Below are 19797 nucleotides of genomic sequence, written 5' to 3' on the forward strand. Positions count from 1 at the left end.
ACCACCGTACGCAGGGCACCAGACCCCCGCCCACCCCACCGCTGACCTGCCCCGAAGCCCCGCAACTTGTCATGTCAGGACCGGGAACAGCTTCTAAGTGGGACACCGAACCGCGCGGCTGGAATTTCCTGCAGGCAGCTCAGCGCGCTGTGCCCGTCCTCACCGGCGCCGGCGTCTACCTCACCCCCCTCATCACCTCCGGCGGACCGTGGTGGGAATGGCTCCTTGCACCCGCCTGGGGCACCGTCATGGCCGCCACGACCCCGCTGACGCACTCCGCCCACCTGACGCCCGAACGCTTCGTCCTGGACGTGCCCCCACCCGCCCCGGCCATGGCTCCCGCCCAATCCCCGGTGCCGGACAGCTACCCCGCCTACCGCGCCCACCAGTGGGAATCCGCCAAAGCCACCGGCACCACCCGCCTGACCAGCGTCACCCAGTACGAAGACCCCCACGGCCAGCTAATCCCGGACTTCTGGGGCATCGTCATCGCCGAAGCCGGCGACGCCGTCCCCGACCTCAACGCCACCGCCCTCGCCGCCGTCTTCGACCTGCCGCCCGGCACCGTCACCCTCTCCCTCATCCAGGGATCCGGCCCCGGCCGCAAACTCCTGACCGCCCGGCCCACCCTCGACGCCCTCGAGCAGCACAGCGCCGACCCGGTGGTGCGCCTGTGGAACGAGAAGATCGCCCGCCCGAACGGCGGCGCCGCCGGCATGAACCTTGCCGGATACCGGCGCGAACCCAACCGCATCGCCCTGCGCGTCACCGCACCCGAAGAGGCGTTCATCCAGCTCAACCAGAAGCAGATCGCCCGCTCCCTCGACTACAAGGACCCCAGCCTCGTGATGATCGAAACCGATGGGCTCGCCGACGGCCTCGTCTCCATCTACAAAAACCACCCGCTCCAGACCGTCCGCGAAGCCACCCTCGAAGACCTCACCATGGCCCCGGACGGCACCATCGCCCTGGGCATGCGACCCGACGGCCGCACCGGACGCGTCCCGCTCTACGACCCGCAGATGGGCGCCATCACCGACCTCTACGTCGGCGCCCCCGGCGCCGGAAAGTCCGTCACCCTCCTGCACATCATCGCCGCCGAACGCATCAGCGGCATCGTCTCCATCGTCGCCGACGCCCAGGACGGCATGAGCCTGCCCGAGGTCGACCACCGGGTCTACCACTTCGGCAAGGGCATCGCCGCGACCGCCGCGACCATCGCCGCCGCCGTCGACCTCGGCAAATACCGCGAGAAGATCAGCGCCGAGAACGGCTGGGGCTCCTTCGAGATCGGCAAGCCGTGGCCGCTCGTCAACATCACCGGCGACGAGCTGAACCGCATCCTGTCCGCCGACGCCGTCGTCCCGCGGGCCTTCCGCAAGTGGGTGACGGGCCTGGTCGGCGACAGCCAGTCCACCGGCCGCAAGATCGGCGAGGGCATCCGCTTCGCCGCCCAGTCCATCCACCTCGCCGATCTCGGTGACAAGGACCGCATCCGCGCCAACGCCAAGAACGGCACCGTCTGGCTCGGCCGCACCAACTCCTCCACCACCCAGCACATGGCCCGCGACGGAGTCCTGCCGGCCGGTGTCGAACTCGAACCCATCCCCCGCTACTTCTCCACCGGCGGCAGCAGCCCCATCGACGCTGCGTTCGAAGGCAAGGAAGCCAAGAACGGCCCCATCACCGCAGGCATGGCCAACATCATCAACGGCGGCAGCCTCTTCGTGAACCGCACTTGGTACGCCCGCAAGGAGAGCAAGACCTACCCGCACCTCATCAAGCTCATGGAATCCCGCCCCATCCCCGTCCTGACCCCCGAGGAAGACGTCGTCTTCCGCACGGCCTACGCCCGCTGGCTCGCCTTCGCCGAGACCCTTCTCGCCGGAGAGGACAGCGCCGAAGGAATCGACGCCGCCGTCGACGCAGAGCAGACGGTCGCCAAGGACCAGCTCGCACAGCTCGGCATCCACGACGACGAGGACGACGAACAGCCGTCCAGCGGCACCATCAAGGACCGCATCCTCGACCTCCTCGCCGACGGCCAGCCCTGGGCCATCCGCGACATCCGCCGCGCCCTGGACGGTGTCTCCCCGGCGAGCGTCAACAACGCCGTCGGCGAACTCCACCAAGCCGAACGCCTCATCGCCCTGCGCCGAGGCACCTACCAGATCAACCCCAACTGACCCCCACCCCTACCAAGGAGAACCCGCCCCGTGAGCCCCCTGCCCGACCCCACCCAGCCGCCCACCGCCGACAAGGCCGGGCAGGCCCACGTCGACGAAACCGCCCGCGCCCTGCTGGACGCTGTCAACGCCGCCATGAGCGAAGCCCACACCACCCTCGCCGCCGAGCAGGCCCCGGCCATCCCCACGTCCTACCGGGACACCACACCCCTGCCCGCCATCGGCACCACCCCGCCCGTACCGCAGCCCGGACGGCCGCCCATGAGCCAGAAAGCCACCGACGCCTCCGGCCTGATGCTCGCCGGCGGCATCGCCTCCCTGCCCCTCGGTGCGGCCAGCGCGCTTGTGCTGTGGGTGCTGGGCCAGGCCGACCCCGTCAACCTCGCCATCGGCGGGGCCGCGCCCGTGGCTCTGGTCCTCGCCGTTGCCGTCGCCGTGCGCTGCTTCCGCGGCGTGCACACCGAACAGCACGACCACTACGAGGGCACCGTCGTGCAGAACACCACGCACCTCACCCAGAACACCAAGGGTCTGATCGCCAAGACCACCAATAACCGCCGGCACCACTGACCCAGACCAGGGGGGACCATGACCGCATCCGTACGCCGCCGGACACGCACCCGCCACCACCGCACCGCCCGCCGGACCCGCACCGTACGCATCCCCTGGGGCTGGCTGCTCGGCGCACCGCTCGCCCTGTACCTCGTCGCCAAGTCCTGGCCCGTTCAGACCGCCATCGCCACGGTCCTGCTCGCCGCGGCGGGCATCACCTACGCCATCCGGGCTCGCAGCGGACGCGCCCCGCGACTCAACGGACGGATCCGCGTCGCCCTGCCCCACCAGCGCCGCCACGACCGCCTCCTCGCCCACTACCAGCGCATGGACGGCACTGCCTTCGAGCACGCCATCGCCGACCTCGCCCGCCGCGACCCTGACGTCCACTCCGCCACCGTCGAAGGGGGCGCCAACGACCGGGCCCTGGACGTCCTGGTCACCCTCGTCACCGGGCACCGCATCGCGATCCAGTGCAAGCGCTACAGCCCCCGCAACCGCGTCCCCGCCGACGCCGTCTACCAGGTGAACGGCACCTACCGGGACTACCACCGCTGCCAGCTCGCCGCGATCGTCACCACATCCGGCTACACCCGCGACGCGATCAGCGCCAACGCCTGCCTCACCCAGCCGATCCGCCTCATCGACGGCCCGGCGCTCGCCACGTGGGCCAACGGCGGACCCGCCCCCTGGAACTGACCCCAGCCGTCAGGCGATGCCCAGCGCCTTGTCCGGCCGGCACACGAAGCACGCCTCGATGCCCTCGGTCAGGAACTGCACCGCCTGCTCCCGCGTGATCTCCTTGCCCTTGCTCTGCGCACAACCGCCCTCGTGTACCCGCAGTGGAGCGCCCTTCGTACCGCCGAGCCGCTCCGTCTCCAGCAGCCACTCCGGCCGCGGCGCCCGGACCGGCTCCGGCCGAAGGCGCTCCCGCTCCTCCATCGCCTCGATCCGTTTCTGCACGGCCTTGAGCTGCAGCTCGAGCCAGGTCTCCAGAGTGCGCAGACGGGTCAGATCCGGCGGCAGGTCGTTCATGCCGCGAGCATAGGACGCTCCTGCTTCTGCCACACTGCGTTCAGGTCCCGTCGCTTCCCCCGTGCGACGGGACCGCCCCATTTTGGCCCCGCGGTCCTACCCGGGACGCCGACTGCAAGGTACGAGGTGACGCCAGCTCACTCAGCCCCAGGGGTGATCTTCCATGCTGCCGAGCAGCCGCTGGATCGACGCCACGTCCCGCCGGATCGCCTCGGTCCAGGGCGTCAGGTCCTTGCGGTGCTCCGCCACCGGATCCATCCACTCATCGTCTGAGCGGAGCCTGTCGAAGCCGAGGGAGTCGTTCGGGTTGTCCCGCCACTCGGCGGTCGCCTCGCCGTCCCCCCAGGCCATGAACCATCGCTCCTCGCCGGGCCATTTGATGGCGATGGCCTGCTCGTACCGGTGAATACGGATCTGTGGGTGCCGGCTCCCCGGCTGTTCTTGGGTCACGCCCCATCATCATGCCGCCTGCGGCCGTACCTTGCGGCCGGTGTCACAGTTAGGACCCCAGGCCCCTTTCCAGGCTTGGGCAGGGCACCGGGGCAATACGGCCCGGACAAGCATCCGATCCTCGTGCACGATCAGGAAGTGCACGGCCCAGCGGACCTTAGTGTCCCCGCGCCGAGGACCAACGGGCCGTGCACACCCCATACGGCGCCCGCGCGAACCCCCAGGCACGGGCGCCCGCCGCCCGGCCCACGCCGCGGCGGTCGCGGCCCCGCCACCACGTCCCCCGTGCGGCGGGGCCGCCCCTTGTCACTGCACCGCCCGCCACTGCCCGCACCCCCGCGCCGTGAACGACCCGTCCGTACTGCGCACCGTCACCGTGATCTGCTGCGCGGCCGTCGCGAACTGGTTATCGAGGATCTCCCCGCCCTTCGACGTGCGCTCCCAGTAGCAGTCCTTCACGTCCTTCACCCGGTACGTGCCCGGAGCGATCTCCTCGTCCCCCTGCGGCTTCGCCTTCACCGTGTACGTGCCGTCCCCGTACGACCGCACGAACCCGCCCGCCAGCGCCTTCTTCGCCACCGGCCACCACTTCGGGCACAGCGACGGCATCCCCGCCCGCAACACCGCCTCCTCGTCCCCCTCCGGCTTCTGCGTCGTGGCCAGCCACTCACCCGGATCCGTTCCGAACCCCTTCTGCGCTGTCATCGACTCGCAGATGTCCGCCACATACGCCGACGCCGACGCGTACAGCCCGTCCACGACCCAGCCCTTCTTCTGCGCCGTACGGTCCAGCCGCCCCGTCGGCGTATCCGGGAACTGCTCCAGCGTCGCCTCCCAGGATGTCTCCGGCGTACTCGGCGCAGCACTCGAGGCCGCCCCCGCGGTCGTCTCCGCCGACCCAGGCTTCTCACCACCGCCCCCACCCGAGCATCCCGCCACCAGCACACCCGCAGCCACCACAGCAGCCGCACACCCCACCCCACGCATCCATGTCATGCCCGGGAGGATCGCACCCGTGCCTCACCGGGGGAAGCCACCCGCCGAAACGAGGGATCATCCAGGTAGGCGCGGGGCCTGTCCGACAACAGCAGCACCAGCCCAGACGGAGTGCCCCCCGCCATGGCCGCATCCAAACTCAAGCAAGACGAGACGACCGTCCGCCGCACCCGGCTCCTCGAACTCCGCCGTCAGGGAGTCCGCTACGACGACGAGCGGATCCTCACCCTCGGCTACAGCAGCCCCGCCGCCGCCCGCCGCGACCTCAACCGCGCCCTCGCAGCCCACCGCGACGAAGAAGCCACCGAGGTGTCCGTCTACCGGCAGCAGGAGAACGAACGCCTCGACGCCCTTCTCGAAGCCGCCTGGCCCCGCGCCACCCAGCCCTCCCCGGTCTTCGACAAGGACGGCAACGTCGTCGACCACGCCCTGGACATGCGGGCCGTCGACACCGTCCTGCGCCTGATGGACCGCCGCGCCAAACTCAACGGACTCGACGCACCCGTCCGCACCGAACTGTCCGGACCCGACGGCGGCGCCGTCCCCCTCGGCACCGGCTCCCTCGCCGAACTGAACACCCTCATCGCCATCGCCGGACAGACCGACACTGCCGACGACCCCACCACCGTGGACGACGCCGGTGACGACAGCGACCGATGACCTCCTCGAGGACACCCTCCTCGGCCACTACCGCACCCTGCCCGCCGCAGAACGGCGCCGCATCGCCAGCAACGCCAGCCCCGAAATACGGCTCCGCCTGGCCTGGGTCGAACGCCAGATGGCCATGGACCGCTCCCCGGGCGCCCTCGCCGCGGTCCTCACCGAAGGCCGGGAGAAGCAGGCCCCGCACCTGGACCTCATCGACGGGGTGTTCCAGCGCATCGCCGCCGGCGAGCGGCTGCAGGTGATGCTGACGATGCCGCCCCGACACGGAAAGTCGCAGCGCGCTTCCCGCTGGGGGCCGCTGTGGTACCTCAGACGCCACCCCACGCACCGCGTCATGCTGGCCTCCTACGGCGCCGACCTCGCCGACGACCACGGACGCTGGGTCCGCGACCAACTCCGCGAATACGCGCCGACGCTCGGCATCCGCCTCGACGACGGCTCCCGGGCCGCCAGCCGCTTCGACCTGGAGCAGCCCCGCGGCTCGTCCGTCCGCGGCGGCATGGTCACCGCCGGCGTCGGAGGCGCGCTGAACGGCAAGGGCTTCTCGCTCGGCATCATCGACGACCCCTTCAAAGGATCCGACGACGCCAACTCCCCAACGCAACGCGAACGCGTGTGGAACTGGTACCAGTCCGTCTTCTACACCCGCCGTGCCCCCGGCGCCTCCATCATCTTGATCAATACCAGGTGGCACGAAAACGACCTGTCCGGGCGCATCCTGGAGACCGAACCCGAGAACTGGACCCTCATCGACCTGCCCGCCCTGGCCCTCTCCGAGACCGATCCGCTCGGCCGCCACCCCGGCCAGGCCCTGTGGCCCGAGCAGTACGACGAAGCCGAACTCGCCCGCACCCACCGCGCTGTCGGAGAACGCGTCTGGTGGGCCCTCTACCAGCAGCAGCCCCGCCCTCTGGCAGGCGGCGTCTGGCACTGGGACTGGATCACCGAGCACCGCATCAGCCCCGTCGCCTTCCGCGGCGTCGACCTCACCCGCGTCGTCGTCGCCCTCGACCCCGCCGGCGGCGACACCGCCAGCCACGACGAATCCGGCATCGTCGCCGCCGGCCGCGACACCGGCAACCACTACTACGTCCTCGCCGACCGGTCCGCGCGTCTCTCGGCCGAGGCCCGCGGCCGCGAGACATGCCTGCTGGCCATGGAACTGCAGGCCGACGCCATCGTGGTCGAAATGAACTACGGCGGCGACTCGGCCAGCCAGACCGTCATCCAAGCGTGGCGCCAACTCGAGCGCGAGGGAGCAACCGAGGGCATGGTGATGCCGCGCATCGTGCCGGTGGACGCTAAGAAGGGCAAACGTCTTCGGGCTGAGCCCATCGCCCAGCTGTACGAGCAGGGCACCGTCCACCACTGCGCCGACTTCCACCAGCTCGAGACACAGATGGTCACCTGGATCCCCGGCATGGACTCCCCGGACCGCATGGACGCCGCCGTGCACGCCCTGACTGAACTCGCGGATCCAGCCGCGGTGAACGTCGGGAGCAGTTCGTACGCTGACCGGCGGCTGGCGGGGCGCCGATGAAAGAGAACGCAGTGCCTCTGAGAGGGGGCCTGGCCTGGCATAACATGCCCTATCACGGGCGCTATTTGGGGTGATTGTCCGCCTCTTCATCAGGGGTAAGCGAACCCTGTGGACCACCTTCCGCCCCTCGCTCGCGGCGCTTCTTCTTGACCCAGTCGTGCATCGCCTCGATGAGCGCGTCGGATGGCGATCGCTCCTCGGACTTGGCGAGCGCCTCAAACTCGTCGCGCAGCGGCTTGGGTGGTCGGAAGCCCATGACCTTCGTCTGTCCGGTGGCAGGCCGCCCCATGGTTCCCCCTCGGTTTGTGTTTAACAGAAACTAGCATCCATCTGGCGCGAGGCGTTGACAAGGGGTGGGGTGTGCGTCATTCTTGTTAAACAGAAACCGGCGACAAGCAGGGGGAAGCAGTGAGTGTGATGACAGAGAACAGGAAGCGAAACCCATATGACGCCGAGCACGTGCAGATCATCGACCGGGGGTACTCCGTCGTTGCCCTGTACATCCCCGACCCGGAGCAGGCGAAGGACCCGGCCTACGTGTGGAATCACCTGCTGGACCGCACCCGGTATGAGGCGGTCGAGGTCGTCGCCGAGGCGAGGCGGTTCTACAAGTGCGACGGCGCGCCGTTCTCCGGCTGGGTCGTCGAGAGCGGCCTGGGCCACACCGACCCGCTCCCGAACAAGCGCGAGGCGCTGGAGCAGCTCCGCCGGGCCATCTCCGCCTACTTCGCCCGCTGATCCATAATGAGCGCCCCCACGTAACGATGCCCCGGCTGAGGAAAGCAGCCGGGGCACCGGCCCGTACCGTACCCGATCGGAGACCGCATGACCGTCCTCGCCCCGCGCCAGCCGGACGCCGCCCCGGCCGCCTACGACGCTGCGACGCTCGCCGTCCTGGCCGCCATGGAAGAGGTAGCCGAGAAGCACCTCGACGCCATCCGGACCGGCACTCGGGCAACGTCTTCCTGATCGCCCCGTACTCTGATCACAGGCGCGGGGCCTACAGCGGACGGAGACCACTGGTGGGCCTGCGCGAGGTCGTCATCCACGCCTGGTCGTGGCTGAACTACAAACCGATCTACAGCGACCAGCTCGGCATGCCCAACCGGCGCGCCTTTCCCGAGGCCAAGGCCTCCTGGGTGCCAGCCGAGGACGAGAAGCGCCTGGCCGCCTACAAGCTCCTCGCGGCGTACGACAACAACCAGGCCGCAGAGCTGGCCGCGATGGGCGGCGACTCCGGCGCGCGTGAGCGCCGTGAGTTCGGCGACCCCTCCACCTACATCGACACCGTCATGGCGCACGTCCTGGGCCGTGAACAGACCATCACCGTGCCCGGCGCCGAAGACGACGGCACCGACAGCACCCCGGGCGCCGAGGCGGCAATGGCCGCCCGCGTCCAGGACCTGCTGCGCCAATGGGCCGACGACGAGCTCCTGCCGATGCGCATCCAGCAGGCCGAACGCAAAGTGGTCGCCCTGGGGGACGGGGTGTACCGGCTGGCGTGGGAGCCCGGCAAGAACCGGCCCACGCTGCGCGTGCACGACCCGGGCTTCTACTTCCCGATCCTGCCGGAGGACGGGGACGCAGGGGAGTACCCCACCCGCGTCCACTTCGCCTGGGACTTCCCCGAGGACCCCAAGCGCGGTCTCAAGGCCCGTGTGCGGCGCATCACCTACGAGCTGGACTGGATCCGCCCGGCCACCGCCTCCGGCGTCGACACCCGCGGCCGCGCCGTCCGCGCCCCCCTCCCGGCTCCCACCGCTCCCGAGGGCCAAGCCGCGGAGACCGAAGAGGCGCCGCCGCTCAGCCCCGGCGACCTCTACTACCCGGCCACCGGCGCCATCGCCCGCCAGTACGCCTGGAACGACGAGCCGTCCTACGTCACCTGCTACCTCACCGACGCCACCTGGGAACTCGGCGACATCAAGGGTCCGGCCGACGTTGACTCCCTGCCGCTGGACGCGGCCACCTTCGCGACCCGCGGCGACGGCGAAGTCCTCGACCACCTCGACCTGCTCATTGACTTCGTGCCGGTCGTCCACGTCCCCAACACCGTTCCGCCTGCGGAGGAGCACTGGGGCCAATCCTCCCTGGCAAAGATCCTGCAGGTGATGGATGAACTGGCGGGCACCGACACCGACTCCTCCAGGGCCTCCGCCACCACCGGCTCGCCCATCATCAGCATCTCCGGGCAGACCCCCGGCCGCGACCAGGACCTGGCCATCGCCCCCGGCACCGTCTTCAAACTGGGCGAGACCGGACGCATGGACACCCTGAACACCGCGCCGAATCTCGCAGAGCTGCGCAACCACACCCACGACCTGCAAGACCGTGCCGCCCGGGTGGCCCGTCTGCCAGCGGTCACCATGGGCGCCGGCGACCCCAGCAAGTTCCCCTCAGGCTTCGCCTTCCAGATTGCTCTCGGCCCGCTGGACTCCCTGATCGCCTCCATGCGTCTGGCCCGCGACCACAAGTACCGGCTGCTTTTGAAGATGGTCCAAAGGCTGTTCCTGGCCGGACAGCACCCCGACTGGGCCGGCGTGTCCGTGCAATCCGCGGAGCTGTCCTTCGGCGCCTACACGCCCACCGACAAGGCATCCGTCCTGGAGCAGGTCACCGCTGGCGTCACCGCGGGCATCCTGTCGCTGGAGACTGGCGTACGGATGCTCATGGATGCCGGTTTCCCCATCGACGACGCCGCCGAAGAAATCGAACGGATCGAGTCCCGCGCCTTCGCCGCCGCCAAGGACCTGGCCGACGCCACCGGCGACACCGACGCGGTCGGCGCCTTCCTCGGCCTCGACCTCAACCCGGACCCCGTTGCCCCGGCCGTCGTGCTGCCCGGCACCGCGACCGGCGAGGACGGCGACGCGTTCCAGGACGACCAGGACACCGCCGAGGAAGACCTCGACTCGGAAGACGACAACGCTCCGACCAGCACAAACAGGCGCACCGGGCAGAGCAGGGGCAACACCCGATGACACCTGTGCCATCTTTGATCTCAGGCGCGGGGCCTGACCGAACTCCTGTGGGAGGGAACCGCCCCATGCGCCGCCCCGCGCTGCACCACCCGCACACCGCCCCCGGCTGGGCCCACCCCTACCCGACGGGTCTGTTCTCCGCCGTGTTCTACAACGACGGCGGCTCCGGCGACGACACCACGCCCCCTACCGTGCCGACTCCGGCTCAGGCCGCCCCCGCACCGCCGCAGCCCAACCCCTCGCCCGTCGACCCCGACCAGGACGGCGAGAAGATCACCCTGACGCAGCGGCGCCTGAACATCATCATGCGGGACACCAAGGAAGCCGCCCGCCGCTCCACCGTTCGCGCCCTCGCCGAAGCCACCGGCCTCGACCCCGAACAGGTCGACCTCGGCCAGATCGGGCAGCTCGTCAAGGACGCCCAGGCCACCCGCGAAGCCGCCCTGACCGAAGAGCAGCGCCGCATCGAGGCCATGGACAAGCGCGAGAAGGCGCTGGAGGCCCGCGAAGCCGAGGCCGCCAAGAAGGCCCGCGAGACCAGCATCCAGGCCGTCCTGGTGCGCCTCGGCGCCACCGACGACGACCTTCTGGACGCCTACGACCTGCTCGAGCGGCGCATTCCCGAGGGCGCCGACGCCGACGCCATCAGCGAGGCCGCCACCGCTCTCAAGGAACGCCGCCCCGACTTCTTCGGCACCGCCAAGGCCCCCGCCGCACCCCCGCCGCTGCCGCCGGCCCCCGGCGGATCCCCGGCCGGCGGACCCGGACCGCGGCCGCAGACCGGCTCCAAGGACGCCGTCGCCACCGCCGCCCGCAAACGCGCCATCGCCATGGGCCTGCGCACCGACGACGCCGCCTGACCCACCGCACCACCCGCACGACCTGCACCGCCTAGGGACCACGCCCGCACCCCCCGTGGACGACACACCGGTGTCCTCACAACCAACCGCGATCCCGCGAAAGGGGCTACGGCGTGGACATCCAGCCGTACACCACCACCGAGACCCTCGCCGTCGGCCGCCCGTGGCTGATGAGCATGCTCGGCATCGAAGCCAACCAGACCGTCACCCTGGACCTGACCGCCTTCGACCAGAACCTCCACTGGACCGAGGCGTCGAAGTACCAGCCCGAGCGCAAGCTCAAGTCCGGCATCCCGCTCGGCAAGAACACCGCCTCGGGCCTGTTCGAGCCGTACGCAGCGGTCACCAACGAGGTCCAGACCCTGACCGTGACCGGCGGCCCGACCGGCGGCACCTTCACCATCACCTGGTCCGGGCAGACCACCGCCGCCCTCGCCTACAACGCCACCGCCGCGCAGGTCCAGAGCGCCCTGGAGGCGCTGTCGAACATCGCCCCCGGCGACGTCACCGTCACCGGCAGTGCCGGCGGGCCCTGGACCCTGACCTGGGGCGGCACCCAGCTCGGCGAGGACGTCGCCGCACCAACGACCACCGAGTCGTTCACCGGCGGCACCACTCCCGACATCACCATCGCCACCACCACGGCCGGCGGCGCCGCCACGGCCTCGGACGGCACGCAGGTCTTCGCCGGGTTCCTGTTCACCGAGGTGTCCTTCTACCCCGGCACCGCCAAGGTGGCCGCGCCGCTCATGGTCCACGGCCAGATCGACGTCGCCAAGCTGCCGGTCGCCTTCGACCCCACCGATGTGCCCGCCGGCTCCAACCTCCAGTTCATCTACAAGGTCTGATCGGGAGACCCCATGCCGAACGACATGCTTGAGGTCCTCCTGCGGGACATCAACCCCACCGAGATCAACGCGTTCGTCCGGGAGATCCAGACCCCGGCTGACTACCTGCTCACCCAGTCCGTGGTCCCCGAGCGGACCGTGAATTCCGTGAAGTGGCAGGCCCGCGGCACCAAGCGGCGCATCGCCGCCGCCTCCTACCGCGCGTGGGACGCCCAGACCAAGGTCGCCACCCGGGAAATCTCCCGCTGGGTGACCGAGGGCAAGCTCCTGCCGCTCGGCCAGAAGTACATCGTCGGCGAACTCGAGACGATCCTGCAGAACGTGCAGCGCGGCATGGACGGCGACGACCTCGTCCAGTCCATCTACGACGACGCCGCCGCACACGTCCTGTCCATCAAGTCCCGCATGGAACTCGCCGCCGGCGACGTCATCGTCGACGGCAAGTTCACGCTCGAGGGCGAGAACGGCCTGACCATCGAGGCCGACCACAAGGTCCCGGCCGGCAACATGCCCACCGCGCCGACCGCCTGGACCGACCCGACCGCGGACATGCTCGCCGATGAGCTGCGCTGGATCGAGTACCTTCGCTCCACCGGAGCTCCCCGGCCCACCCGCGCGCTGACCTCGTACAAGACGATGGCGCTGGCCATGGCCAACGACTCCTACCGGGCTGCCTACTACCAGTCGGTCAGCCCCTCCACCACGCCGACCGCGGTCCTCTCCCCGGCCGACGTCAACGTGGTGCGCGCCCGCTACAACCTGCCGCCGATCACCGACTACGACGTCAAGATCGACCTGGACACCGGCGGCAACACCCGCGTCCTGCCGGAGAACATGTTCTTCCTGCTCCCGCCGGACCCCCGCCAGATGGCCGAGACCCAGTACGGACTCACCGCCGAGGGAATCGTCCTGTCCAGCGGCGGCAACCCGTCCATCGACCGGGAGGAAGCCCCCGGCATCATCGTCACCACCGGCTACCAGGACGACCCGGTCCAGGTCTGGTCCAAGGGTGCCGCCGCCGCACTGCCGGTCATGTACACCCCCGACATCCACATCGCTGCGACGGTGTGGTGAACCATGGCCCAGCTCAAAAGCACCGTGTACGTCACGGACCCGCAGACCCACCAGACCGTGACGCTGGACGCCGGCACCAACCCGCCAGCACGGCTGGCGGCACTGGTGACCAACCCGGCCGCCTGGGTCGACGGCAAGCTTCCGACGGCAGCGAAGAAGACCGCCCAGGACAGCGGCGACGGCCAGGGAAACGGCCCGGACGCCGCCGCTGGCGCTTCCTCCGCCGCCGCTGACAACCCGCCCGAGGCCACGGGCGACAAGCCGACCGCCAAGAAGGCGGTCAACCGGCCGGCTCGGGGCCGGACGTCAGGAGCTGAGGGCAGCAGCGACTGACACGGTGCGGGCCCCGGCAGGGGCGCGCCAGGGCCCGCACCCACACCCATCACGACCACGACACCGAGGAGACCGCGGTGGACGACGCAACCCAGAAGTGGCTGCTCGACCAGCTCGGCACCGCCACTGACACCGCCGACCTCGATACCCGCTACACCCGCCTCGGCAGTGCCCGCGCGGTCGCCATCTCCGTGCTCACTCAGCGCCACGCAGACTTGGTCAACAACCAGCCGGCCTCCATCAACGTGTCCGCCGTCGTGGGCGTGACCTACACCGAGAACATCAAGGCCCTCGAAAGGAAGATTGCGTTCCTTGAGGGGGGCGGGTCTCCTGCACCGGACGAACCCGGCGCCGACGACCCGTCCGGGCCCGGCTGGTCGGTGGTACGCCTCATCGAACGGCCCCGCCGATGACCACACCCACCCGCACCCGGCGGACCCTGCGAGCCCGGCTCCTGGTCTTCATCCAGGACGCCACCGGACGGCTCACCGCCGCCTGGCGCATCCTGTCCACCGCCCAGGAACGCCTCCTCGCCGCCCTCGCAGCGGTACGGCCCGGACGCGGCACCACCGCCCTCACCCGCGCCGCCACCGCCGTCTTCCAGCGCCAGCTCGCCGCCTTCGACCGGGCCGTCACCGCTTTCGCTGAACGCTGGGCCAGCGTGGATCTGCCTCTCGCCTACCGCGAAGGCGCCTTCACGATGCTGGACAACGCCGACCGGCCCACCAGCCGCTGGACCTGGACCCGACGCCACCAAGAGGCCGTCACCGCCCTGTCCGCGCAGTACTACGTCGACCTGATGGCCCGCATCCGCGAGGCCCTGCGCCGCGCCCGGGCCTTCCTCCGCGCAGCCCAGGACGCCGCCCGGAGCGGCCGCTTCGACGTCGACCAGCTGCGCGCCGACCACCCTCTGGACCGCGTCATCTACGCCGGCGACCACCGCCACCCCGTCCACGCCTGGGCCGAAGCCGCCCTGTCCTGGCAGACCGTGTCCACCGCCAACGCCGGAGCCGCTCGCACTGCCCTGGACGACCTCGGCATCCAGTTCCTCGAGGTTCGGGACGGCGCCGATTGCGGGTGGGCCGTACACAGCGATCCCGACCGGGCGGACCGGACCGTACGCACCATCGCCGACGCCCTCGCCCACCCAGCCGCTCACCCGAACTGCCGACGCGAGTTCCTGCCCCGCATGGACCTGACCGGCCGTACCGACATCAACTCCGGAGCGCCCCTATGAGCACACATGAAGCCCTCGAAGTCGTGGCCCGCACCCTGCACGTCTTCACGCTGGCACATCACCACATCCAAGACGGCCGCCCCCCACTGGACGACGGCCGTTTCAAGACTTGGGACCAGCTACCAGAAGGGGCCCGCCGTGCCACCCGGTGGAAGGCACAGAAGGCTTCCGAGTTGGCCACCTTCGCCGCCTTCTACGCCTGGACGACGTTCATCGAACGTCAGATGGGCCAAGACGTTCCGGCAGCTGACAGCAACACCGAGCGGACGCGTGGTACCCGAGCTGAGTACTACCTCGTACAGCACCTGATGCGGATCGACTCCGGAGCCCTGCTGTGACTGCTATTGACTACGATCTTGAGTTCCTGGAGGACGGCCGCACCATCCAGCTGATCTCCATCGGCATGGTGTGCGACGACGGCCGCGAGCTGTACGCCGTCAGCGCCGAGTTCGACCAGAGTGCGGTACGGCAGCACCCTTGGTTGCGAGAACACGTCTGGCCACAGCTGCCCATCAAAAAGAACCCGCTGGGCGTGCGTGGAGTCGACCAGCTCGACCTCAACCACCCCGACGTGCGGCCTCGCGCGCAGATCGCCCGCATGGTCGCGGAGTTCATTCAGGCAACTCCGGATGTCGAGCTGTGGGCGAACTATGGCGCTTACGACCACGTGTGTCTCGCACAGCTCTGGGGCCGCATGATCGACATCCCCGAGGGTGTGCCGATGTTCACGAGCGATATCCAGCAGGAAGTCCGCCGCCTCGGCCTGAGCTGGGACGACCTGCCCAAGCAGGAGGACGGCGAGCACAACGCGCTTGCTGACGCCCGCCACAACCAGACCGTGCGGCGCTGGCTCACCGAGAGGGCGGCTTCGTGAGTACTGCACCCGGACACCAGCCGACCACGTGGCCCCAAACAGCACGCACGATCTACGGCGGCCACGGAATGCCCGACGAAGACCTGCGGCAGAAGATCTGCACCTGGCTGACCGCGAACGGAATCGACCCGAAGAACGTTGCACCTGCCCCGATCTACGTGCTGTCCGTCCCGCATCTGCACACGACCATCTCCGGTGAAGAGGCGTGGATGCTCGACGTCATCGTCTTCACCGAGCAATACCGCAACTCTGACGGCACTAGGGAGATCAACTTCCTGACCGACGAGCCCGTCACCTGCCAGCGCACCGTGCCACTGCGGTACCCCTGGGAGTCGGCGCCGACCGGCCGCACCAACACCGTCAACCCCGGAGACCCCGCATGAATGCGACCGCCACATCGCTGCTTCGCGAGTACCACCGGCGCCAGACGCACTCCGACGTGCGCACCCGAACACTCGACCCTCTTGCGTCCGCACAGATGCAGGGAGAGCTCATCGGGCTCAGGGGCGCTCTCGGGATCGCTTTGGGCGCTCAGGTCCAAGGCGGCGAAGCCGACCGATTGGCCGCTAAGGAGTACGTCCGGTGGAAAAACGGTCGGGACGCCGACGCTGCGTCCTGCGCCTGCGACCTGTGCGTGGAACAAGCGCCGAGCAGAGAGCCCTCCTGATGCGCCTGACCATCACGAGCGGAGGACGTACCGTCGACCTCCGCACCGATCCGAGCGAGCAGGTCAGCCTGCGCTCAGCCGAGGGAACCGCGCTGCGCCTCTTCCGCGCGCTGCCAGCAGCCGACAACGACGCACCTGAGAACGACACGGCGTTCGGGTTCGCTCTGTCATCTGACATTGAGCGGGCGCCCGAACCGGTTTCAGAGGAGGAAGACGATGGCTGACCAGCCCGCCGCGTACGGCGTGCGCATCAGCGCGCAGCCCGGCCACGCCTCCATCCGCCTGGACGACACCGAGCTGCCCCAGGGCCAGGTGACCGGGTACACGCTGCACCACTCCATCACCGACGCCCTGCCCACCCTGGTGCTGCACACCCGCCAGCCGGACGGCGCGGTGTGGGAGGGCCTGGCCCGCGTCGCGGTCGGCGTGCAGCAGTCCCCGGCCGACGTCGTGCGGACTTTCCTCGCCAGCATCGACCCGGTGGAGCTGGACCGGGCGGCGATGTCCCGCACCGACTTCGGCGGCGGCAAGGCCGAGGTCGCCCGCGCCATGCTCGCCGTCCTCGCCGACTGGGCACAGAACGGGGACAGCTGATGCCCGGCCTGGACCTCACACAGATTGCGCAGGTTGTCGAAGGCCTGATCCTGCTGGACACCGTACGCTTCGCCGTCCCCGGCACCGGCGCCCCCGTCTTCGACCCGGACACCGGGGAGTACACCTACCCCGAGGCCGCGACCGTCTACGAGGGGCCCGGCGCCGTCCAGGCAGCCAGCGCCGCCACCGGCATCACCAGCATCCCCGTGCCGAACCTGCCGTGGCCCGCCGAAACCCGCAGCCCGTACCGGGCGCTGACGCCGCTGTCTGCCCCGATCGCGGAGAAGGACATGCTGGTGACCGTGGTGGCCGTCCATGCGGGCGGTGACCAGGCGCTCCTCGGCCGCCAGTGGCGCACCCAGGACCCCAGCCTCGCCGGCACCCTTGGCGCGGTCCGCATCACCTTCCTGGACCAGATTCAGCAGAGCAGGGAGGCGTGATGGACCTGGACGAACTGGCCGACCGGCTGGAAGCGGCGGCGGACCGGGTGGGGCCGGAGGCGGAACGCACGGTGCACCGGCAAGGCCGCCTGCTGCGTGCCCTCATCATGGAGAACGCTTCCGGGCGCCCTGGCCCCAACGTGATCACCGGCGACTACCGCGGCTCGTGGAAGCCCGAGCCGTTCCCTGTACCGCACGGCGGAGGGGTCACGATCGGCACCGACAAGCCGCAGGCCAAACGCCTCGAGTTCGGGTTCTACGACCGGACCGACAGCCTCGGGCGCCACTACTTCCAGCCCCCGTTCCCGCACGTCGAACCCGCCGTCAACGAACTGTCGGCACAGTACAAAGCCGCGTTCCGCGAGACGCTGGACCGCATCTTCGGAGGCGGCTGATGCTCGACCGCAGACCCGTCACCAATGCTCTCGCCCAGCTGCTCGCCACGCTCACCGGCAAGCCGGTCGGCCAGCAGACCGTCCCGCTCAACCCGGCCACCGGCAAGCCCTACCTGCCGCCCTACACACTGCTGTACTCCCTGGACCGGGACAACGACGACGGCACCCTGGCCGACGCCGGCACAGCCGGTACCGCCGACTACCAGGCGACGTTCGTGTCCGGCCCGAACGCGACGCAGCAGCAGGGCACGGAGGAACAAGTCGAGTGGCTTGCTGACAAGGGCCGTGCCGTCGTGGCGCGGCCGCCGGACGGCAGCCACGGCTTCCTGCACCCGCTGACCATCCCCGGCATCATCTGCTACCACCGCACCGCCCACGAGCCCGGGGCAACGTCGGATGCGAACGATGCCATCATCAGTTACGTGATCCGCTTCCGGCTCTACCTGGAAGCCGCCGCCTGACGAAGGCGGCCTTACCGCACCGCGGCGGGACCCCACGCGGACGCCACCACCAGGTGGCCGCCACACACCACCACGTGTAGCAGGGGCCCACCTGTCTGGCCCCGGACCGCCGAGGGGCCGCACCCATGAGGTTCAACCGCAAGGGCACCACGAAAATCAAGTTCCTGCCGATCATCGCGTCCACGGCACTGCTGCCGACCCGCGCCGAGATCACGGCAGGCACCGACCTGACCAAGCACATCGCGGCGATCGACGGCTGGTCCCTGGAGAACCAGCCGATCGAGACGCCCGACATGGAGTCGACCTTCGTCAAGAAGATCGACGGTGACGACTCCGCCGAGGACTCCTCGCTGACCCTCTACGAGGACAGCCTCCTGGACGACGTCGAGACCGATCTCGCCAAGGGCACCGTGGGTTTCATGGCGATCTTTTCCAAGGGCGACGTCGCCGCCAACAAGGGCCTGGACGTCTTTCCCGTGAAGGTGGCGTCCAACAGCAAGCAGTACACGACGGACAACGAGGCCGCGCAGATTCAGGTGCAGTTCGTCATCACCGACCGGCCCGCCTTCAACCAGACCGTCCCGGCCATGACCTGACGCACCCGCGCGTGACATCACCCACCAGCCCCCGGCCGGGCCCGACGTACTGGGAAGGGCGCCGCGCGCCCGGCCGGGCCTTCCCTCCGGAGACCCGATGACCACCAGCAAGACCACCGCCACCAACTGGGACCGCCTCGCCAAGCGCCTGGACACCCTCACCCCGGCCACCACGACCTTCACCATCTGCGACGACGCCGACCTCCGCCAGCGCCTGGCCCACGCCAAGGCCGCCGTCGCAGACGCCGAAGGGACCCTTGCCAGTCTCCAGACCGCGGACGAGCCCAACCGGCCCATGTTCCACAAGCGAGCCGAGGACGCTCGCGACGCCCTGGCTGCAGTGCAGGCGGAGTTCGACCAGAAGGCCATCCGCCTGCGCTTCAAGGCCCTGGCCCGCCAGGAGCTCGAAGCCCTCCAGAACGCGCACCCGGCCAGCGAGAAGGAGGAGGACGCCGGCGAGGACTACGAGATGGAGACCTTCGCCCCGGCCCTGATCTCCGCTGCCTCCGCAGACGGCATGCCGGTCGAGTACGCCAAGCACCTCCTGGACACATGGTCCGCCGCCGACGCACGCGCCCTGTGGCACGCCGCCTGGAGCATCCAGCACCAGTCCCGGACTGACCTGGGAAAAGGCTGACCGATGACCCAGCGTTCCGGGCGGAGATGGAGCTGTGCGACCGCTGGGGCATCCCCCACTCGAAGTTCCGCGGCCACGGTGACGGCACCTGGACGGACCTGGACCGCCGCAAGGCCCTCGCCTACGCCGCCTACACCCGCGCCGTGTGCCCCGGCTGCGGCACCCGCCCCGCCGAGTGGGACGAGGAATCCGGCGGCGACGAGGACGCCTACCGGGCCGTCACCCACCGGTGCGTCGGCTGCCAGATCCTCGCCGACCGGCAGAAGAAGGTGCCGCAGGGAGACGAGGGGCACGGCGTGAAAGTCCTGCTCATCCCCACCGCCGTCCACGCCGCCCTCGAAGTCGCACGCACCCACACCACCCGCCACTGACGGA

The 19797-nt window shown here is 69.8% G+C and carries 29 protein-coding genes; 25 read left to right on the forward strand and 4 right to left on the reverse strand.

The features are described from left to right. From ACH4K4_RS35060 to ACH4K4_RS35070, 3 genes are all read left to right on the forward strand, one after another. The coding region (locus ACH4K4_RS35060) for a hypothetical protein (RefSeq protein ID WP_398173271.1) at positions 1–2186 on the forward strand (2186 nt) is incomplete at its 5' end. A 30-nt stretch (positions 2187–2216) separates the two neighbouring features. Beyond that, on the forward strand, positions 2217–2756 hold the full coding sequence (locus ACH4K4_RS35065) for a hypothetical protein (RefSeq protein WP_398173273.1): 540 nt from the start codon (positions 2217–2219) through the stop codon (positions 2754–2756). A gap of 18 nt (positions 2757–2774) precedes the next feature. Then, positions 2775–3437, forward strand: coding sequence for a restriction endonuclease (locus ACH4K4_RS35070; RefSeq protein WP_398173275.1), 663 nt, complete (start codon positions 2775–2777; stop codon positions 3435–3437). Positions 3438–3446: 9 nt separating this feature from the next. Here the strand turns inward: ACH4K4_RS35070 and ACH4K4_RS35075 are convergent, their stop codons facing one another. The 3 genes from ACH4K4_RS35075 to ACH4K4_RS35085 all read right to left on the reverse strand — a co-directional run bounded on the left by ACH4K4_RS35075 (position 3447) and on the right by ACH4K4_RS35085 (position 5219). Next, complete coding sequence (locus ACH4K4_RS35075; RefSeq protein ID WP_398173277.1) at positions 3447–3773, reverse strand: DUF6233 domain-containing protein; 327 nt, start codon at positions 3771–3773, stop codon at positions 3447–3449. A 141-nt stretch (positions 3774–3914) separates the two neighbouring features. After that, positions 3915–4223: a hypothetical protein gene (locus ACH4K4_RS35080; protein ID WP_398173279.1), complete on the reverse strand. Its 309-nt coding sequence runs from the start codon at positions 4221–4223 to the stop codon at positions 3915–3917. Between the two features lie 306 nt (positions 4224–4529). Continuing rightward, the gene (locus ACH4K4_RS35085) at positions 4530–5219 is read right to left on the reverse strand and encodes a hypothetical protein (RefSeq protein WP_398173281.1); all 690 of its coding nucleotides are present in this window, start codon (positions 5217–5219) and stop codon (positions 4530–4532) included. A 123-nt stretch (positions 5220–5342) separates the two neighbouring features. Between ACH4K4_RS35085 and ACH4K4_RS35090 the strand changes: the two genes are divergently transcribed. Beyond that, positions 5343–5879 carry a hypothetical protein gene (locus tag ACH4K4_RS35090; protein ID WP_398173283.1) on the forward strand — a complete coding sequence of 179 codons (537 nt, stop codon included), beginning with the start codon at positions 5343–5345 and terminating at the stop codon, positions 5877–5879. Continuing rightward, positions 5860–7425: a terminase large subunit domain-containing protein gene (locus tag ACH4K4_RS35095; protein ID WP_398173285.1), complete on the forward strand. Its 1566-nt coding sequence runs from the start codon at positions 5860–5862 to the stop codon at positions 7423–7425. The genes ACH4K4_RS35090 and ACH4K4_RS35095 overlap by 20 nt, the downstream gene beginning before the upstream one ends. Positions 7426–7486: 61 nt before the next feature. Here ACH4K4_RS35095 and ACH4K4_RS35100 read toward each other — a convergent pair whose 3' ends face one another. Beyond that, positions 7487–7714 (reverse strand): hypothetical protein, encoded by a 228-nt coding sequence (locus ACH4K4_RS35100; RefSeq protein WP_398173287.1) that lies wholly within the window; start codon positions 7712–7714, stop codon positions 7487–7489. Between the two features lie 128 nt (positions 7715–7842). On the opposite strand from ACH4K4_RS35100, the gene ACH4K4_RS35105 reads away from it, so the two are divergent. The 20 genes from ACH4K4_RS35105 (at position 7843) to ACH4K4_RS35200 (ending at position 19793) form a co-directional block, all read left to right on the forward strand. Next, on the forward strand, positions 7843–8163 hold the full coding sequence (locus ACH4K4_RS35105; RefSeq protein WP_398173289.1) for a hypothetical protein: 321 nt from the start codon (positions 7843–7845) through the stop codon (positions 8161–8163). An 87-nt stretch (positions 8164–8250) separates the two neighbouring features. Next, complete coding sequence (locus ACH4K4_RS35110; RefSeq protein WP_398173291.1) at positions 8251–8394, forward strand: hypothetical protein; 144 nt, start codon at positions 8251–8253, stop codon at positions 8392–8394. Between the two features lie 53 nt (positions 8395–8447). After that, positions 8448–10406 (forward strand): hypothetical protein, encoded by a 1959-nt coding sequence (locus ACH4K4_RS35115; protein WP_398173293.1) that lies wholly within the window; start codon positions 8448–8450, stop codon positions 10404–10406. A gap of 65 nt (positions 10407–10471) precedes the next feature. Further along, complete coding sequence (locus tag ACH4K4_RS35120; protein WP_398173295.1) at positions 10472–11266, forward strand: hypothetical protein; 795 nt, start codon at positions 10472–10474, stop codon at positions 11264–11266. 113 nt (positions 11267–11379) lie between these two features. Then, positions 11380–12114: a hypothetical protein gene (locus tag ACH4K4_RS35125; protein WP_398173297.1), complete on the forward strand. Its 735-nt coding sequence runs from the start codon at positions 11380–11382 to the stop codon at positions 12112–12114. Between the two features lie 12 nt (positions 12115–12126). Beyond that, the gene (locus ACH4K4_RS35130) at positions 12127–13188 is read left to right on the forward strand and encodes a major capsid protein (RefSeq protein ID WP_398173299.1); all 1062 of its coding nucleotides are present in this window, start codon (positions 12127–12129) and stop codon (positions 13186–13188) included. A 3-nt stretch (positions 13189–13191) separates the two neighbouring features. Beyond that, the gene (locus ACH4K4_RS35135) at positions 13192–13521 is read left to right on the forward strand and encodes a hypothetical protein (RefSeq protein ID WP_398173301.1); all 330 of its coding nucleotides are present in this window, start codon (positions 13192–13194) and stop codon (positions 13519–13521) included. A gap of 77 nt (positions 13522–13598) precedes the next feature. Next, positions 13599–13934 (forward strand): hypothetical protein, encoded by a 336-nt coding sequence (locus ACH4K4_RS35140; protein ID WP_398173303.1) that lies wholly within the window; start codon positions 13599–13601, stop codon positions 13932–13934. Continuing rightward, positions 13931–14758, forward strand: coding sequence for a hypothetical protein (locus tag ACH4K4_RS35145; RefSeq protein WP_398173305.1), 828 nt, complete (start codon positions 13931–13933; stop codon positions 14756–14758). The genes ACH4K4_RS35140 and ACH4K4_RS35145 overlap by 4 nt, the downstream gene beginning before the upstream one ends. Further along, on the forward strand, positions 14755–15096 hold the full coding sequence (locus ACH4K4_RS35150) for a hypothetical protein (protein WP_398173307.1): 342 nt from the start codon (positions 14755–14757) through the stop codon (positions 15094–15096). The genes ACH4K4_RS35145 and ACH4K4_RS35150 overlap by 4 nt, the downstream gene beginning before the upstream one ends. Next, a complete protein-coding gene (locus tag ACH4K4_RS35155; RefSeq protein WP_398173309.1) occupies positions 15093–15632 on the forward strand; it encodes a 3'-5' exoribonuclease domain-containing protein in 540 nt (179 codons plus the stop codon). The genes ACH4K4_RS35150 and ACH4K4_RS35155 overlap by 4 nt, the downstream gene beginning before the upstream one ends. A gap of 68 nt (positions 15633–15700) precedes the next feature. Continuing rightward, positions 15701–16015, forward strand: coding sequence for a hypothetical protein (locus tag ACH4K4_RS35160; RefSeq protein WP_398173311.1), 315 nt, complete (start codon positions 15701–15703; stop codon positions 16013–16015). 283 nt (positions 16016–16298) lie between these two features. Further along, positions 16299–16523 (forward strand): hypothetical protein, encoded by a 225-nt coding sequence (locus ACH4K4_RS35165; protein ID WP_398173313.1) that lies wholly within the window; start codon positions 16299–16301, stop codon positions 16521–16523. After that, entirely contained in the window at positions 16516–16893 is a 378-nt protein-coding gene (locus ACH4K4_RS35170) for a hypothetical protein (RefSeq protein WP_398173315.1), read from the forward strand. The genes ACH4K4_RS35165 and ACH4K4_RS35170 overlap by 8 nt, the downstream gene beginning before the upstream one ends. After that, positions 16893–17333: a DUF6093 family protein gene (locus ACH4K4_RS35175; protein ID WP_398173317.1), complete on the forward strand. Its 441-nt coding sequence runs from the start codon at positions 16893–16895 to the stop codon at positions 17331–17333. Before ACH4K4_RS35170 ends, ACH4K4_RS35175 begins: the two co-directional genes overlap by 1 nt. After that, complete coding sequence (locus tag ACH4K4_RS35180; RefSeq protein ID WP_398173319.1) at positions 17333–17728, forward strand: HK97 gp10 family phage protein; 396 nt, start codon at positions 17333–17335, stop codon at positions 17726–17728. Before ACH4K4_RS35175 ends, ACH4K4_RS35180 begins: the two co-directional genes overlap by 1 nt. Further along, on the forward strand, positions 17728–18189 hold the full coding sequence (locus ACH4K4_RS35185) for a hypothetical protein (RefSeq protein WP_398173321.1): 462 nt from the start codon (positions 17728–17730) through the stop codon (positions 18187–18189). Before ACH4K4_RS35180 ends, ACH4K4_RS35185 begins: the two co-directional genes overlap by 1 nt. A gap of 125 nt (positions 18190–18314) precedes the next feature. Continuing rightward, positions 18315–18785, forward strand: a complete 471-nt coding sequence (locus ACH4K4_RS35190; RefSeq protein ID WP_398173323.1) for a hypothetical protein — start codon at positions 18315–18317, stop codon at positions 18783–18785. Positions 18786–18882: 97 nt separating this feature from the next. After that, positions 18883–19422 (forward strand): hypothetical protein, encoded by a 540-nt coding sequence (locus ACH4K4_RS35195; protein WP_398173325.1) that lies wholly within the window; start codon positions 18883–18885, stop codon positions 19420–19422. Positions 19423–19448: 26 nt separating this feature from the next. After that, positions 19449–19793, forward strand: coding sequence for a hypothetical protein (locus ACH4K4_RS35200; protein WP_398173327.1), 345 nt, complete (start codon positions 19449–19451; stop codon positions 19791–19793). The last annotated feature ends 4 nt before the right edge of the window (positions 19794–19797 follow it).

The sequence above is a fragment of the Streptomyces sp. NPDC017529 genome, assembly GCF_044329785.1.
In the GTDB taxonomy this organism is placed as follows: domain Bacteria; phylum Actinomycetota; class Actinomycetes; order Streptomycetales; family Streptomycetaceae; genus Streptomyces.

Coding starts and splice junctions, on each gene's coding strand:
- ACH4K4_RS35180 (WP_398173319.1), top strand. CDS start 17,333: ATGGACCTGGACGAACTGGCCGACCGGCTGGAAGCGGCGGCGGACCGG.
- ACH4K4_RS35175 (WP_398173317.1), top strand. CDS start 16,893: ATGCCCGGCCTGGACCTCACACAGATTGCGCAGGTTGTCGAAGGCCTG.
- ACH4K4_RS35075 (WP_398173277.1), bottom strand. CDS start 3,773: ATGAACGACCTGCCGCCGGATCTGACCCGTCTGCGCACTCTGGAGACC.
- ACH4K4_RS35130 (WP_398173299.1), top strand. CDS start 12,127: ATGCCGAACGACATGCTTGAGGTCCTCCTGCGGGACATCAACCCCACC.
- ACH4K4_RS35165 (WP_398173313.1), top strand. CDS start 16,299: ATGCGCCTGACCATCACGAGCGGAGGACGTACCGTCGACCTCCGCACC.
- ACH4K4_RS35195 (WP_398173325.1), top strand. CDS start 18,883: ATGACCACCAGCAAGACCACCGCCACCAACTGGGACCGCCTCGCCAAG.
- ACH4K4_RS35120 (WP_398173295.1), top strand. CDS start 10,472: ATGCGCCGCCCCGCGCTGCACCACCCGCACACCGCCCCCGGCTGGGCC.
- ACH4K4_RS35100 (WP_398173287.1), bottom strand. CDS start 7,714: ATGGGGCGGCCTGCCACCGGACAGACGAAGGTCATGGGCTTCCGACCA.
- ACH4K4_RS35110 (WP_398173291.1), top strand. CDS start 8,251: ATGACCGTCCTCGCCCCGCGCCAGCCGGACGCCGCCCCGGCCGCCTAC.
- ACH4K4_RS35105 (WP_398173289.1), top strand. CDS start 7,843: ATGACAGAGAACAGGAAGCGAAACCCATATGACGCCGAGCACGTGCAG.
- ACH4K4_RS35070 (WP_398173275.1), top strand. CDS start 2,775: ATGACCGCATCCGTACGCCGCCGGACACGCACCCGCCACCACCGCACC.
- ACH4K4_RS35145 (WP_398173305.1), top strand. CDS start 13,931: ATGACCACACCCACCCGCACCCGGCGGACCCTGCGAGCCCGGCTCCTG.
- ACH4K4_RS35090 (WP_398173283.1), top strand. CDS start 5,343: ATGGCCGCATCCAAACTCAAGCAAGACGAGACGACCGTCCGCCGCACC.
- ACH4K4_RS35150 (WP_398173307.1), top strand. CDS start 14,755: ATGAGCACACATGAAGCCCTCGAAGTCGTGGCCCGCACCCTGCACGTC.
- ACH4K4_RS35135 (WP_398173301.1), top strand. CDS start 13,192: ATGGCCCAGCTCAAAAGCACCGTGTACGTCACGGACCCGCAGACCCAC.
- ACH4K4_RS35160 (WP_398173311.1), top strand. CDS start 15,701: ATGCCCGACGAAGACCTGCGGCAGAAGATCTGCACCTGGCTGACCGCG.
- ACH4K4_RS35185 (WP_398173321.1), top strand. CDS start 17,728: ATGCTCGACCGCAGACCCGTCACCAATGCTCTCGCCCAGCTGCTCGCC.
- ACH4K4_RS35190 (WP_398173323.1), top strand. CDS start 18,315: ATGAGGTTCAACCGCAAGGGCACCACGAAAATCAAGTTCCTGCCGATC.
- ACH4K4_RS35085 (WP_398173281.1), bottom strand. CDS start 5,219: ATGACATGGATGCGTGGGGTGGGGTGTGCGGCTGCTGTGGTGGCTGCG.
- ACH4K4_RS35170 (WP_398173315.1), top strand. CDS start 16,516: ATGGCTGACCAGCCCGCCGCGTACGGCGTGCGCATCAGCGCGCAGCCC.
- ACH4K4_RS35200 (WP_398173327.1), top strand. CDS start 19,449: ATGGAGCTGTGCGACCGCTGGGGCATCCCCCACTCGAAGTTCCGCGGC.